Consider the following 14,498-nt stretch of genomic DNA (forward strand, 5'->3'; position numbering starts at 1 on the left):
CACTGAAGTGAGCTAACACTTCAGTGAATTAGAAACAAACCCAGAAGATTGTCCCGCCCGCATAGCGGGCGGGACAATCTTCTGGGTTTGAAGATTAAAATCGGTTTTCATACTCGATCGATATGCCTGTTTTACCATCAGAGCCGTAATTGCCTCGTAAAAGCACATTCGGATCAACACGATAGCGGATCGAGAAATTGGTGGGTTGGGTTGGGTCATTGATAATTCTTTGGAGAGCGATCGAGAAACTATTACTGATATCGATCGCTGCCTCCGCCGATAGCCCTAGAGTCCCTGTTTTGCTGGTACTGGAGGTATTAGTTGTCACTGGACTGAGATTAAACTCCGCTAAGTTAAGTGCATCACCGATCGCATCTTGCAAGAAATTCAAAACCGTGCCACCCGCAAAACTAGCAAGGGAAGAGGCAGGATCGGAGCCGCCCTGTTGTTGCAAAACGCCACCACCAATCAGGGCAATAATTTCTGCTTGACTGCGTGGTGGGCTACTCGTAAGGCGAATGTCAGGCGCAAGGGCAGTGCCAGTTACGCTCGCTTGAACGCGAAGGGTACGTTGTGCTCCCAAATTGCTTACAGGGACTTCATTCGGACTAAATAAATCGTTGGGTCGATTGGAACTGATCGGTACGCGCGTAATCTCCGCAACGGCTCCCGTAACCCGAACATTGAGTGTCGGATTTAACCCTTGGGCGGGTTTAAATTCTGCAAAGTTTTCGTAGGCGCGATCGAGACGGAATCGGGTTGAAATCGCATTAAACTGTCCGCGAGAAATAACAATTCTCCCTTCTGGCTCAGGACTAGCTAGGGTTCCATTAACAATTAACGTTCCCTCACCTAGGAAGTTAAATAGGGGGAAGCGAGTTACCTGCATATTTTGCACCTTAACGGCAAGTCGCGAAAAGGCTACATCCGCTAGATTTCCCGTGTCATTGCTACTAGCATTACCATTCTCGACACTATTACCGATGACAAATCTGCCATCGCCTAGTGCTACTTCACCTGTAATGACTGGGGCTAACAAAGAGCCTCTCACCAAGATGCGCGTATTAAAGTTATCAGAACTAATATCGCGAATATTGAGCTTGAGTTTATCGGCATTAATCGCTAGAGCCTGTTGATATTCTGGACTATCAACAGCGAGAAGGTTGGGATTACTGATCGGCAGAATTCCTTTTAGGGCAAGCTTCCCTTCACTAAAGTTACTGATAATATTGCTAACTAGGCGATCGCTAGTGAAGTCAATATTGCCTTGCACCTCGGTAAAGTCACCAGGCAAACCTGCAATTTTAACTTTGGCATTGTCAACCACCATTTTGCCCGCAATTTTAGGATCTCTGGTGGTTCCACTTGCCCTGAGATTAATATTGCCTTTTCCATCAATCCATCGCACGGGCTGGTTAAAGATATTAATAAAGGCAATACCTTCATCTTTGACATCGAGCTTAACGTCAAAATTGCCAAATAGCCCAAAATTACCCACCGCGACCACCGATTCCTTACCCGCCACCTTCATATTGGCATCGAAGTTGATATTGAGCTTATCGTAGTTAAACTTCACAGCTACAAAATCAATGGGCTGGCGATTGACCGAACCGTTCGTCAAGCTTAATTGACCTTTAACGCCCAGATCGAGCAAGGTAATTCCAGAAATAGAAAGATTGCCATTTACCTTACCTGTCAAATCAAAGGGAATGGCGCTAAAGAATGGAAGAGGGCGTAAAGATTCAATGGGGAAGTCTTTTAACTCGATCTCGCCACTTTGCTCGCGAAATCGGAACAATGGATTGGTTGAAGGAGTAAGCCTGATTCTTGCCTTGGTAATTCTGCCATAACTCTTGTCTGACTGGAAATTTGCCTTCGCAATGTTGAATACACCATAGGCATAACGTCCTTCTACTTGAATGTCGTCAACGGCAAACTTCCCATATTCAAATTTTTTGCCGACCACATTAAATCCTACGCGAATCCCTCTGCGTTGATTGAACCCAAAGGTAACTTTCCCCTTAATATCCCCTCGAAAATCCGTAAGCGGCGGTAAGTTGAAATTGCGGGCGGAATTCACCGTATCGATTTGCTCCTGTCGCAGTTCGATCTGGGTAATGTATTGCAACTGTTTGTAAAGAGGCTCTCCCATCAATCTAATTGCTTCTAGGGGCTGTAGCTCTGAAGCTCGATTTTTGGCAAAGGTAATTCCTTGACTGATATCGACAATATTTGCCCATTGCAGCGTGGCAAATACATCCTGTACCCTACCTTTAGTAATCTCAGCCACACCAGAAATGGGATCTTCGGCTTTGGGGTTATAGGTCAGATTGAACTTGTACTCGTTATTAACTTCTCCCTGACGAATGTTTACGTTTCCGTCTCGAATGTCTAAAATGCCGTTGGCATAGGCTATTTTGGCAATCGCTCTTTCCGCTACGACGCGACCAAAGCGCGGACGTTCCACGGTAATATCTCCCGTCGCCGTAGGATTATTTGTGAAATCAACGATTAAATTACTGGAAAGTTTACCACTAACGTCATTCTGTCCTGCTAGAGATGCTGCCATTGCCAAGGGAATATTGGCGATCGCTACTTGCAAGCGGCGAGGATTATTCTCAAGTCTACGCCCCGAGGCAGTAGCTTCACCCAAATTCACATTAAAATCGATGGGACGGAAGGCACTATCCAACCTCGCGGCAATGCGATCGCGCTTTCCCCGCAGATCGACATTCAAACCTCGATTGCCATCAAAATTGAGGTTGCCTTCTAGTCTCGGATCGAAGGCTAATTTATCCACCCTCAAACCTGCAAGCAACAGATCCCCCGTTGCTTGGAGCACGCTACCGATACCATTTAAAGTTCCATTAAAGGTGAGCTTGTCCAGTTCGATTTGATTGACCTTTAAGCCAGCGATCTGTACGTTACCAGCCAACCTAGGAGCCGTGAGTTCGCCATTAATCGAACCATCAAAATCAAGAGAACCGCGAGAGGGGGCAACTATTCCCTGCTTCGCAAAACTAGAGCCAAGGGAAGCGAGATCGACATTATCTAGTTGTAAGGCTCCCGCAATTTTAAGCTTATCAATCGCACCTGAGATATTGCCTCGGAAGTTAAGAATTCCCGATGCTTGAGCGGGAATCAAACTTGAGAGCGTCGTCAAACGGTTGATATTGACATTGCGAGAGATCAAATCAAGATTAACCCCTGCAATACCCGTAGGTAGCTGATTGGTTGCATTATTAGGAAATGCGAGATCGAGTTTCCCATTAGCAGTTAAGTAGTTACCTACTTGTAAAGAGGGAATCAGCAGATTTTTGCCATCCCAAGTGAGATTTGCCGAAATCGCATCGGGAACTTCCGTTAATCCCTGTGGCAAACGTACCGTCGCATCGGCAGTAATATCGGCTAATGAAAACCCACCGCGATCGCTACGAAGATTGATTAGTCCTTCGATAATGCCTTTCTGATTGAGAAGGAAAGCAGCTAAGGGAATGCCATTACTATTTAGCTGTGATTTCCAAGCCCCACTGACAATATTATAACTGCCCGCCAACCCGACTTCGCCTACGGGGAATCGCACCTTGGTATTGCGAATGGTGGCTAAGCCATCGTCGATAAAAACTTCTCCCTTCGCGGGATAGGTTGCGCTAGGTGCATCGAACTGGGCTAAAACTTGAGGATTCGCCAAGGCTCCAGTAATTTGTAAAGAACTAGTAACCTGTCCGATCGCAATTGGCAGCTTTACCCCATAAAGCTTGGTGAAATCTTCGGCAACTCCTACGAGGCTAGTAGTGAATAAAATCTCCGCAGGCTGATTTTTTTGTGGCAAGCGAATCTGCCCTTCCCCTGTAAGCGTCGCCCCTGTGGATGCCGCCTGTACCTTTTTGATTTGTAAGGTGTTGAGGTCTTTTAATTCGATGGAGGCTAAAAATCGATCAACAACGATCCGATCGAAACTAACGGTTTTCGGTGTAGTGATATTGAGATTGAGAGAAGGCTTTTGCAAGGTCCCCGTAAATTTACCATCGAGCTTCACTTCACCCGTGATCACGACGGGCGTTTTCACACCAAAGCTTTCAATCCCTTTACCCAGATCGAGGGTTGTACTGGCAAAATTGAGGTTAAACCCTTTTTGCTGACTAAAACTACCATCCACCGTTGCTTTGAATAAGCCATAGCTTGCCGATAGTTCCTTTAAGGTTGCGTCTTTGCCATCAAAACTAAATTGACCCGAAATGTCTGTAATGGATTTGGTCAGTTGGGGGGATTTGATCGCCCCGTCACTAAGTTGAGCTGAGATCGATACTGTGGGCGTTTCTTGACCAGCAGCGATCGCCACTTTGAGATCGGTATCGAGCTTACCTTTTTGGATTTCTATGGGTAAATTTACGGCAAACCCCTGTACAGCCGCAATTTGCAGGTCAAGGGATTTCAGATCGACCGTCCCCTGCCCCCTCGTCAAATCCCAATCAACGGCAAAGGTGATGTTTCCCTTATTCCCCTCCTTATCGGCATTAGCAGTTTCGATCGCTTTTTTAAGCAGTTCGGGATCTGGTGGAGCATTGATCGCTGCGATATTGGGCAGGGTTAGGCGACCTTTGCCATTCATTTGTAAGCTTTGATTGTTGAGATCGACAATTTTCCAATTACTATCGATCTGCACCTGACTGAGAGAAACCAATTCTCCTTTGGCGATCGTCTGAATGGTTAACTGTGCGTCGCTAAAGGTAATGGTCTTGAGGTCAATAAATCCTTCTTGAGTTTGTTTTTCTGGTGGGGTGATTTTGGGTAATTGTAGTAAGCCTGTAACGTCCTGCTTAAGAAATACTTGCGGTTGCTCGATGATCGCATCTAGACCAATCTGGCGACGAGTCACATAGCTCCACAAATCGACCTTGACCTCGATCGCCTCAACAGCTAAAAAGTTTGACTCCTTATCTGTTGGTGGTACGAGGGACTTACCCAACCTAATGCTCGAAAATCCTACTCTTTCAACTTTTCCTAGTTGTAAAGGACGTTTGAGGGCTTTGCTTAACTCGGTCTGAAGTAGGGGCGATAATTGCTCGTTGAGAAAGTAGCGTCCATACCAAAAAGCTCCTAAGCTCGTTGCTGTAAAGGCGATCGCAAATCCAACCCCCACACGCCCGAGATTTTTGGCGAAGGTAGAGTTTGATGGTCTCTGCGGCGGTAGTTGAGCCTGTCCCACAATTTTTCACTCCGTTTGATGCCCACACGACACCATTTTACATATGTTATGTTCGCCTTGAAGCGACCTGCCAATTTTAAAAGTCTTGCTACTCCCGCCTTAGTCAAGAGTTGAGAGTTTGCAAAGCTTTTAAGTAAGCAGTTCAGCATAATTAAAAGCCAAAACCAGTGAGATTGTCGCCCCCGTAGCGGGAAGTACTCTCTTCGAGATTTTCAGTTTACTTATGCTTAGCTACTTAAAGCCTTTAAAAAATATCAGTATTTATTTATAACGTAAAGCATAATTAGCCACATGATTAGCCACATGCTTTAACTAAAGCCCTTAACTCAAGGCTTTAACCAAACCGATATCCTTTACCGTATACAGTATTTATTAGAGAGGTTTGGCGATCGCGATCGATTTTGCGCCGTAATAGCTTGATCTGAGCCACAAGCGCATTACTCGTTGGCGCAGTTTCTTCCTCCTTCCATAGATACTGGGAAATTTGGTCGTGGCTGAGTAACTGATTGGGATGCAGCATAAAGTATTCCAAAAGTTGATATTCTCTTTCGGTTAAAGCGATCGCAATTTGTTCTCGATATACGACTTGATTATCGCGATCTAGTTCCAAATTTCCATAACTCAATTTTGCAGGTTCGAGGGTGGGAGCAAGTGGCGGCAGTGCTCGGCGCAGTAAGGCTCTCACCCTAGCCAGTAATTCGCGCAGTTCAAAGGGCTTAACGAGATAGTCATCGGCTCCGCTATCTAAACCCTCAACGCGATCGTCGAGGGTATCTTTTGCCGTCAGCATGAGTACAGGGGTAAGATATCCAGTTTGGCGTAGGGTCTTACAGATTTCAACTCCCGACTTCTCTGGCATCATCCAATCTAATATTAATAGGTCATAATTTCCAGCCTGAGCCAATTCCCAGCCGCGATCGCCAGTAGTAGCGCTATCGACCACATAGCCTTGACTTGTCAAAATCCTTTGTAATGGCTCGGCGAGCTCTTCTTCATCATCTACTAACAAGATGCGCATAAATTCCTACATAAATTCCTACAGCAATTGTCGATCAAAAGAACCACAAGAAACCTTTTGCAAGAGTTGCTTCGCAACTCTTGCAAAAGGTTTCTTGGTTTAGATTTGAGAGCAAAGCGCTGCAAATTCCTAGTACTCGTAAAAATTCCCATGGCAAACTTTCCATACTTTCCATAATTGCGTTCCCGCTGCATGAGAAAAATTAATGGCACAACTATCGACGTTGACGCTTTGCTTCATAGAGCAGCAGGGATGCACATACAGCTACATTCAGGGACTCTACCCGATCGCTTTGAGGAATCGCCACAGCTTCATCGGCAAGTTCGATTAATTCCGACGACAAGCCATTTCCTTCATTGCCCAACAAAATTAAAGTTGGTTGCGTGAAGTCATAGTCCCAATAGGTTTTTTGCGCATTGGCGAGCGTCGCGATAACTTTTATCCCCTGTTCTTGCAATTGGCGAATATCTGCGGCAAGATGGGTGCTTGTTTGCATGGCACAGCGGAACCATTGTCCTGCGGTGGCGCGAATAATTTTAGGATTAGTTAAATCAACACTATCGCTACTCACCAAGATGCCATCAATGCCCACTGCGACTGCGGATCTCACGATCGCACCAATATTTCCAGGATCTTGAACTGTTTCTAAAGCTAAGCCGAGAGTCTGGATTTTGGCAGTTTCTTGTGATGGCAACCATGCCGCCGCGATCGCTCCATCGGGATTTTTAGTCGTCGCGATCGCTTGAATTACTTCTTCTGATACGATTTCGAGTCTATCAATTTCCTCCACAGATGCTTCAATGCAAGCATACAGTTCGGGATTAGAGACAATCCACTTTTCGGTGCAGCAGACAATAGATAGGGGATAAGCTGTAGCGATCGCTTCCGTCAATGCGTGGGTTCCCTCCACTAAAAATAGCCCATGCTCTTTCCGATCCTTCGCTGTTTCACCAAGCGATCGTAATTGTTTGACTAATGGATTTTTGGTACTGGTGAGCAATTCTTATTCCTACGATGAAAATCAACATACGCTTCAAATTATACCAATCCCGAATGATTCTCAAAAATCTCCTTGGTTTGGGTTTGAGCGCAAAGCGCTGTAAGTCAGGACATCAAACCCAATAGAGAGTTGCGGCGCAAAGCGCCGCAACTCTCTATTGGGTTTGGTTTTTGTCCTAACATTACTGACTATGGCTATAAAAATCAAAATCAGAGATCGTAACGCCTGCTAAGATAATTTCCAGCTTTGCATAATTTCTAACTAATTGACTAACCTAATTCTTAAATTTAATTCTTAAACCTAATTCTTAAATACTTTGTTACTAATTGAATCTATCTTTTTACAAAGTTTAGCGATCGCTTTAGGGGCTTGTGTGGGCAGTTTTTTGAATGTGGTAATTTACCGCGTTCCTGCGGGTTTATCCATTCTGCATCCCCCATCGCGATGCCCTCACTGCTTGCGATCGCTTGCCCCGCGTGACAATATTCCCATCATTGGTTGGTTTTTGATTAAAGGCAAATGCCGTTATTGCCATACGCCTGTATCTTGGCGATATCCAGCGATCGAAGCATTGACCGCCTTCTTGTTTTGGAGTGTGGCGGCATACTTTGGCAATTCTCTGTCAATCCCGATCCTGTGCTTTTATGCTGCGTTTCTCAGTTGGCTGCTAGTTTTGGCACTAATTGATATCGATACGATGACCCTACCCGATCGCTTAACTCAGTCAGGATTGGTATTAGGTTTAATCTATCAAGTTAGTCTTGCCTTTATGAGTTTAACGAATGGAGGTGATGCTCGCTTTGCTGTTTCTCGTTTGCTAATGTTTGGCATCGGTGGGGCAGTGCTAGGAATCTGGCTTCTAGATATTATGCGTGTTGCTGGCAGTATATTTCTCCAAAAAGAAGCGATGGGTGGTGGCGATCCCAAACTTGCTGCAATGCTCGGAATGTGGCTGGGCTGGCAAAATCTGTTGCTGGCGATTTTGATTGCCTCAGCGATCGGTACATTAGTTGGGGCGATCGCTTTGCTCGTCCAGAAACGAGGCAAACATCAACCAATTCCCTTTGGTCCCTTTCTTGCCCTTGGTGGCGCAATTTCTCTGTTTTTTGGGCAAACAATTCTCTCCACCTATCTCAGTTGGTTTGGCTTAGCCTAAAAAAGCCGAAGGTCTTGCAGGATAAATACCAAGTTAAGAAATCTTACTTTTCCCGTTATCTTTTTATTCCAGCGTAACCGTCAATATTCCTACCGCCACAAGCCTTATTCTAGCGTTGCGTATTGTCATTAAGTGAAACTTATTGCAAATAGGCTGGATTCTGAAAACCTTGCACAGAGAGGGTTTCAGAGATAACGGGAAAAGTAAGGTTAAGAAATGGCTACGCCATTTCTTAACGTCAGTTCGGATTAAGCTGGCAAATTTTAAAAGCCCAAAAGTAAAAGCCTTGCTACGCAAGGCTTTTACCTTTGGGCTTTGAGAAAAGGTTTGCGTAGCAAACCTTTTCTCAAAGCCCATTTCAAGTTAAAAATAGACCCAAAAGATGATTGGCGGCGCTTCGCGCCGCCAATCATCTTTTGGGAGATGGCTACGACTGTAAAAAATCGAAGAGACGATGGGCGAGTTCGAGCTTAGAACAAATAGGCGTAGATTGCCTATGCCCATTTTTATGGATGAAAGTAGCTTGATTGGTATCCGTACCAAAGCCAGTTTGCAAACTATTCACCGCATTAGCGGCGATCGCATCTAGCCCTTTTCGCGCTAATTTTTCTTTTGCCGCAGCAATCACCTCTTCTTCATCACCAGTTTGGGCGGCAAAGCCTACTAATATTTGGTCAAGACGTTTGCGGCTGGCGAGATCCGCCACGATATCGGGAATATATTCGAGTTGTAGATTTAAGGGTAATTCTGATTTTGGTAATTTGCGATCGCTGTTTAGTTGAGAACGTACATCGCCAACTGCTGCCGCCGCAATGGTTATATCGGCATGGGGAAATTCTTCCAGCATGGCTCGGTGCATTTCTGCGGAAGTGCGGGCTACTTTCACCGCTGCTGGTCCTTCGCCCATCGGGAGCGGAGAACTGGCGGTACTTACGAGAGTAACTTTTGCGCCACGGTGAATGGCAGCTTTCGCGATCGCTATTCCTTGTTTCCCCGTGGAAGGATTACCGATAAATCGCACGGGATCGATAAATTCGCGGGTTCCACCTGCATTAACTAAAATATGTTTTCCTTTTAAATCTCGTTTTCCACCAGTCAAGAGAAAGGATTCAATATATTCAAGAATTACTTCTGGTTCCGCCATTCTGCCCGTACCCACTGCATCGCAGGCGAGAATGCCATCGGTCGGTGCGATCGCTGTATAGCGAGAATCCTGTAAGACTTTTCGCCAATTTTCCTGCACTGAGGTTTGCAACCACATGGTTGTATTCATCGCTGGTGCAAAGAGCATCGGACAGTTGGAAGCTAGCACCGTATTAGTTAGTAAGTTGTCCGCCATTCCATAGGCTAGTTTGGCTAGGGTATTTGCCGTCACGGGGGCAAGCAAAAACAAGTCAGCCCATTCTGCTAACTCAATGTGTAATGGTCTTCCATGACTGGGTTGCCAAAAATCAGCATCGGTATAGGCGGGTTGGCGAGAGAGCGTAGCAAAGGTCAGTGGTGTAACAAATTCCGTAGCCGATCGCGTCAAAATGACGCGCACTTCGATTCCGCGTTTGGCTAGGCTCGAAACTATTTCGCAAACTTTATAAGCAGCAATGCCTCCAGAAATCCCAATTAGTACATGATTCATGACAATCTAAGGGGCAACATAACCTTGAATATTTTCAGGACGGAGAGGACGCATGAGTTGATTGGCTCGGACTACCTCTTGATCCGTGCCTTGAACGACGATTAAATATTTACCCTCATCGAGGCGATTGCGAAGGGGAACGGAATCACTACTTGTTGCCACGCCAACACCACCACCGACAAAAAGGCTTCCCATTGCGCCCCCAAATGCACCTAACAAACCACCGATCGCATGATTGCCGATGCTCCCAGCCCAAGCGAAAGTATGCAGGTCAGTAACAAGACTAAAGCCAATCCCTGCCAAAAAGCCAAATGGAACTAACCAATAGGACATTAAGTAAGCCTGTTTTCGTCCTTGCACTAGGGGATCGATAAAGCCAAATTCCTCAGCGCTTTTATAACCTTTACCTAAAATCGAAATTGCGTTCATGGGGAAGTTGGCTGATTCGAGTCGCGTATAGACCTCCTCCGCCTTCATGCGATCGCTCCAAACACTGACTAAATAGTTCATATACTTACAAATCAAATAAATTAAAAAAATATAGATATCGCCAAGTGTATCAGGACATAAAACCAAAAAGAGGGATGCGGCGCAAAGCGCCGCATCCCTCTTTTTGGTTCGGGCGATCTGGCTAAATATTTGCGAGTTTTAAAATCTTTTGCCAATGCTCCTCTGATACGGGCACGACGGATAAACGGCTAATCCGAATCAGATCGAAACCTTCAAAATCAGGGTCTTGTTTGATTTGAGCGAGAGTTACAGGCTGAGGTAGCGATCGCACTGCTTTCACATCAACGACCGCACGTTTCGGATCCTCTAGTTTCGGATCGACGTAGGGCAAGGAGATTACTTCAGCAATACCCATAGCACGACGTTCATCCCCCGTGTGATAAATCAGGGCTAAATCCTTAGGTTGCATTGTCCGAATATGTTTCAAGGCTAAATTATTATTCACCCCATCCCATATCGTTTGGCGATCGCGATCGAGATCGGCATAAGAATAAACATCGGGTTCACTTTTAAGCAGCCAGTAAGCCATTATGCAGATCCTGAAACTCCAAACACATTATAAGTACATCCAGCCCTAGCGAAATATATAGCGATCGCCAAATGTACTAGGACATAAATCCCAAGAATTGACTGGCGGCGCGAAGCGCCGCCAGTCAATTCTTGGGATTTAATTTTTCCTAATTCAAGTGACTGTAGCTATAGGTGCGCGTAAATCCGTCCCAAGCGGTTAATCCTTAAAAAGATTGTGTTGTGGTTAGTGACTCATGTAAACTTTTGTTAACTATAAAATTTGTTAGATTTTACACATTTATAAAAATTTCTTTTTAAAATATAAGGTGAAATATTTTCTATGACTAAAGTTTCTGGATTTGGTAAAGGTTCGGGACAAGACAAAAAAAAGAAGAAAGCGCCAAACAAGCACCAAGTTGCCGCAAATAAATACGACGAAATGAAGGATAAGGGTTTGCCTGAGTTCAATGTTTTTGTCCGTATCAAGGGCAAGGAGTGGGTACCCGCAGGTTCGATGGCTGTGCAGCGTAGTAACCAGATCAGTCGCGCCATTTTTCAACAGGAAGCAGAATTATTAAAAGGAGCAATTCGTTTGTATCCCGTTCTGCGGAAATTCAAGGATGATCTGGAATATGGTTATCGGCTGAAGGAATTTCCTGATGAAGAGATAACTGTTGCTATTCTTCCCCCACCTACAATTGGCGATAAGTTTAAATACGCTTTTACTAAGGCAAAGGAATATCTTAATGGCGTAGTTAAAAAGCCTCAGGATAAATAAACGCCTCAGAATAACCAGATGAGTGGCGGCGCGAAGCGCCGCCACTCATCTTTGTGGTAGCTGCCGATGGTACGGCACCTATAGATGATTGATGCGGAATATGTGTGTTACGGTTGCCTCCCATCAAGCGTTACAATCGTATAGATAGTGGGTAACGAATCGCAGAGAAAAATTCATAGCAGTTTATGGCAAAAATTATCGATGGCAAAGCCCTAGCGAAGAAGATGCAAAAGGCGATCGCTGATGAAGTCGCGCAGTTGCAAGCAAAATATGGTCGTCCTCCAGGACTAGCGGTTTTGATGGTAGGGGATAATCCCGCTAGTGCAGCCTATGTCAAGAACAAAGAAACCGCCTGCCATAAAGCAGGTATTACATCCTTCGGTAAGCATTTACCTGCAAGTGCCACCCAAGCAGAACTAGAGCAAATTATTGACGAATTAAATAAGGACGATCGCGTAGATGGCATTCTCATCCAGTTGCCTTTGCCCGATCATTTGGACTCGGTTGCCCTATTAAACCGCCTTGATCCTGATAAAGACGCGGATGGCTTACATCCCAATAACTTAGGTAGACTCGTCCGTGGCGAAGAGGGCTTGCGTAGCTGCACGCCTGCGGGAGTAATGGAGTTGTTAGCCGAGGCAAACATAGAGATTGCGGGTAAAAATGCCGTTGTTATTGGGCGTAGCATTCTGGTCGGTAAGCCCCTAGCACTCATGCTTTTGGAAGAAAATGCCACCGTCACGATCGCCCATTCTCGTACGAAAGCCCTTGCCGAAGTTACCCGTAAAGCAGATATTTTAATTGCCGCGATCGGTCGTCCTGAATTCGTGACCGCAGATATGGTCAAGCCCGATGCTGTAGTGATTGATGTGGGTATTAACCGAGTTACGGACGATCTCGGTAAATCGCGTTTAGTTGGGGATGTGGACTATGACAGTATCGTTGCAATTGCCTCTCACATTACCCCCGTGCCTGGTGGTGTGGGACCAATGACCGTGACCATGCTTTTGCATAATACCGTTTGGAGTTATCGCCGCAAGTTTGCTGAAGGTGGATCGAGAAATCAATAAAGTTTTAGAGTAGCGATCGCAAGTCGTTGCATAATATACATTCTGGTACATTCTGGTACATTCTGGATTACATTCTGGATATAGTCAGAAGTTTTGCCTAAATTTCTGACATTGCATAACTAGAAATAACTGAACACATTGTCGAAAACCTGTCGAAATCATTGCTAAGCCATGCCCCAAACATTGTCAGAAACATCATCTCCAACGGTTGCATTTAATTTAGATAAGTATTTACGCGATCTCAAGCAAGAGGTTGAAGCCGCGCTTGACGCTTCGATTTCCGTTACCTATCCCGAAAAAATTTATGAATCGATGCGCTACTCGCTGATGGCTGGTGGCAAGCGCTTACGTCCAATCCTATGTCTTGCTGCTCATGAGTTATTGGGTGGTGATCTCGCCGCCGCTATGCCCACTGCCTGTGCCATGGAGATGGTGCATACAATGTCATTGATCCATGATGATCTGCCTGCCATGGATAACGATGACTTTCGACGGGGCAAACCCACTAACCATAAGGTGTATGGTGATGATATTGCAATTTTGGCGGGGGACGCTTTACTAGCTTACGCCTTTGAATTTATAGCTGTGCAAACTAAGGGGGTACCTGCGGAAAGAATTTTAAAGGCGATCGCCCATCTCGGTCATGCAGTTGCCGCGACAGGTTTGGTTGGCGGACAGGTTGTCGATCTAGAATGTGAAGGTAAGTCAGATGTGACAGCAGAAATACTGACCTTTATCCATATCCACAAAACTGCTGCCTTACTCGAATCCTGTGTCATCTGTGGTGCATTGTTGGCGGGTGCAAATGATACTGACATCAAGCGGCTATCCACCTATGCTAATAACATTGGTTTAGCTTTTCAAATCATTGATGACATCCTAGACATCACTGCAACTTCTGAGCAACTTGGAAAAACGGCTGGCAAGGATCTTGCCGCCCAAAAAGTCACTTATCCTAGTTTGTGGGGCATCGAAGCCTCCCAGCTAAAGGCACAGGAACTAGTGGAACAGGCTAAAGCTCAATTGGTCAGTTATGGCGATGCGGCTCTACCTCTAATGGCTCTTGCCGATTACATCACTGCTCGAAAAAACTAGACCTAATTCTCAAACTACTTCTTGACCTTAATTTTTGCAATTGATATGAACATCCATCCTGTTGGCGAAATCCTCGATAATCAAGTTCTGCTAATTGCTCTATGTTCCAGTTTGACAGCGCAACTACTCAAGTTGTTTATCGAATTAGCCCAATTCCGACGAGTCAGATTTAAGGTGCTATTTGAAACTGGTGGTATGCCTAGCTCCCATTCAGCTTTAGTATCGGCGCTTGCGACAGGGATTGGACGCACCCAAGGATGGGATACGCCACAATTTGCGATCGCGACAGTCTTTGCCTTTATCGTGATGTATGATGCCGCAGGTATCCGCCGCGCCGCAGGCAAGCAGGCAAAAGTTCTCAATCAAATTATGGTAGAGGTTTTTGAAGAAGAACACGATCCCCTCAAGGAATTATTGGGGCATACTCCTGCTCAAGTTGTTGCAGGATCGATTTTAGGCATAACTCTAATGTGGCTGTTCCTATAATAAAAGAGAAGGGCTGCGCTAAGCGCAGCCCTT

11 protein-coding genes are annotated in these 14,498 nt (G+C 45.4%); 5 read left to right on the forward strand and 6 right to left on the reverse strand.

Going from position 1 to position 14,498, the window contains the following annotated elements; genetic code table 11:
* Positions 1 to 94: 94 nt before the first annotated feature.
* From PSE7429_RS14705 to PSE7429_RS14715, 3 genes are all read right to left on the reverse strand, one after another.
* Positions 95 to 5,209, reverse strand: a complete 5,115-nt coding sequence (locus PSE7429_RS14705; RefSeq protein WP_009628028.1) for a translocation/assembly module TamB domain-containing protein — start codon at positions 5,207 to 5,209, stop codon at positions 95 to 97.
* Positions 5,210 to 5,543: 334 nt separating this feature from the next.
* Positions 5,544 to 6,227 (reverse strand): two-component system response regulator RppA, encoded by a 684-nt coding sequence (gene rppA / locus PSE7429_RS14710; protein ID WP_009628029.1) that lies wholly within the window; start codon positions 6,225 to 6,227, stop codon positions 5,544 to 5,546.
* Positions 6,228 to 6,441: 214 nt separating this feature from the next.
* Positions 6,442 to 7,227 carry a TrmH family RNA methyltransferase gene (locus PSE7429_RS14715; RefSeq protein WP_009628030.1) on the reverse strand — a complete coding sequence of 262 codons (786 nt, stop codon included), beginning with the start codon at positions 7,225 to 7,227 and terminating at the stop codon, positions 6,442 to 6,444.
* Positions 7,228 to 7,543: 316 nt separating this feature from the next.
* Between PSE7429_RS14715 and PSE7429_RS14720 the strand changes: the two genes are divergently transcribed.
* On the forward strand, positions 7,544 to 8,383 hold the full coding sequence (locus PSE7429_RS14720) for a prepilin peptidase (protein ID WP_009628031.1): 840 nt from the start codon (positions 7,544 to 7,546) through the stop codon (positions 8,381 to 8,383).
* A gap of 427 nt (positions 8,384 to 8,810) precedes the next feature.
* Here PSE7429_RS14720 and coaBC read toward each other — a convergent pair whose 3' ends face one another.
* The 3 genes from coaBC to PSE7429_RS14735 form a co-directional block, all read right to left on the reverse strand.
* On the reverse strand, positions 8,811 to 10,016 hold the full coding sequence (gene coaBC / locus PSE7429_RS14725; protein WP_009628032.1) for a bifunctional phosphopantothenoylcysteine decarboxylase/phosphopantothenate--cysteine ligase CoaBC: 1,206 nt from the start codon (positions 10,014 to 10,016) through the stop codon (positions 8,811 to 8,813).
* 6 nt (positions 10,017 to 10,022) lie between these two features.
* The gene (locus tag PSE7429_RS14730; protein WP_009628033.1) at positions 10,023 to 10,526 is read right to left on the reverse strand and encodes a hypothetical protein; all 504 of its coding nucleotides are present in this window, start codon (positions 10,524 to 10,526) and stop codon (positions 10,023 to 10,025) included.
* A 121-nt stretch (positions 10,527 to 10,647) separates the two neighbouring features.
* Positions 10,648 to 11,055 carry an EVE domain-containing protein gene (locus PSE7429_RS14735; protein WP_009628034.1) on the reverse strand — a complete coding sequence of 136 codons (408 nt, stop codon included), beginning with the start codon at positions 11,053 to 11,055 and terminating at the stop codon, positions 10,648 to 10,650.
* Between the two features lie 321 nt (positions 11,056 to 11,376).
* Between PSE7429_RS14735 and PSE7429_RS14740 the strand changes: the two genes are divergently transcribed.
* The 4 genes from PSE7429_RS14740 (at position 11,377) to PSE7429_RS14755 (ending at position 14,465) form a co-directional block, all read left to right on the forward strand.
* Entirely contained in the window at positions 11,377 to 11,814 is a 438-nt protein-coding gene (locus PSE7429_RS14740) for an HHL1-like protein (RefSeq protein WP_009628035.1), read from the forward strand.
* A 185-nt stretch (positions 11,815 to 11,999) separates the two neighbouring features.
* Positions 12,000 to 12,884 carry a bifunctional methylenetetrahydrofolate dehydrogenase/methenyltetrahydrofolate cyclohydrolase FolD gene (folD, locus tag PSE7429_RS14745; protein ID WP_009628036.1) on the forward strand — a complete coding sequence of 295 codons (885 nt, stop codon included), beginning with the start codon at positions 12,000 to 12,002 and terminating at the stop codon, positions 12,882 to 12,884.
* Positions 12,885 to 13,055: 171 nt separating this feature from the next.
* On the forward strand, positions 13,056 to 13,979 hold the full coding sequence (crtE, locus tag PSE7429_RS14750; protein ID WP_009628037.1) for a geranylgeranyl diphosphate synthase CrtE: 924 nt from the start codon (positions 13,056 to 13,058) through the stop codon (positions 13,977 to 13,979).
* Between the two features lie 51 nt (positions 13,980 to 14,030).
* A complete protein-coding gene (locus tag PSE7429_RS14755; RefSeq protein ID WP_100228954.1) occupies positions 14,031 to 14,465 on the forward strand; it encodes a divergent PAP2 family protein in 435 nt (144 codons plus the stop codon).
* Positions 14,466 to 14,498 lie beyond the last annotated feature (33 nt).

Source organism: Pseudanabaena biceps PCC 7429 (assembly GCF_000332215.1).
Taxonomy (GTDB): domain Bacteria; phylum Cyanobacteriota; class Cyanobacteriia; order Pseudanabaenales; family Pseudanabaenaceae; genus Pseudanabaena; species Pseudanabaena biceps.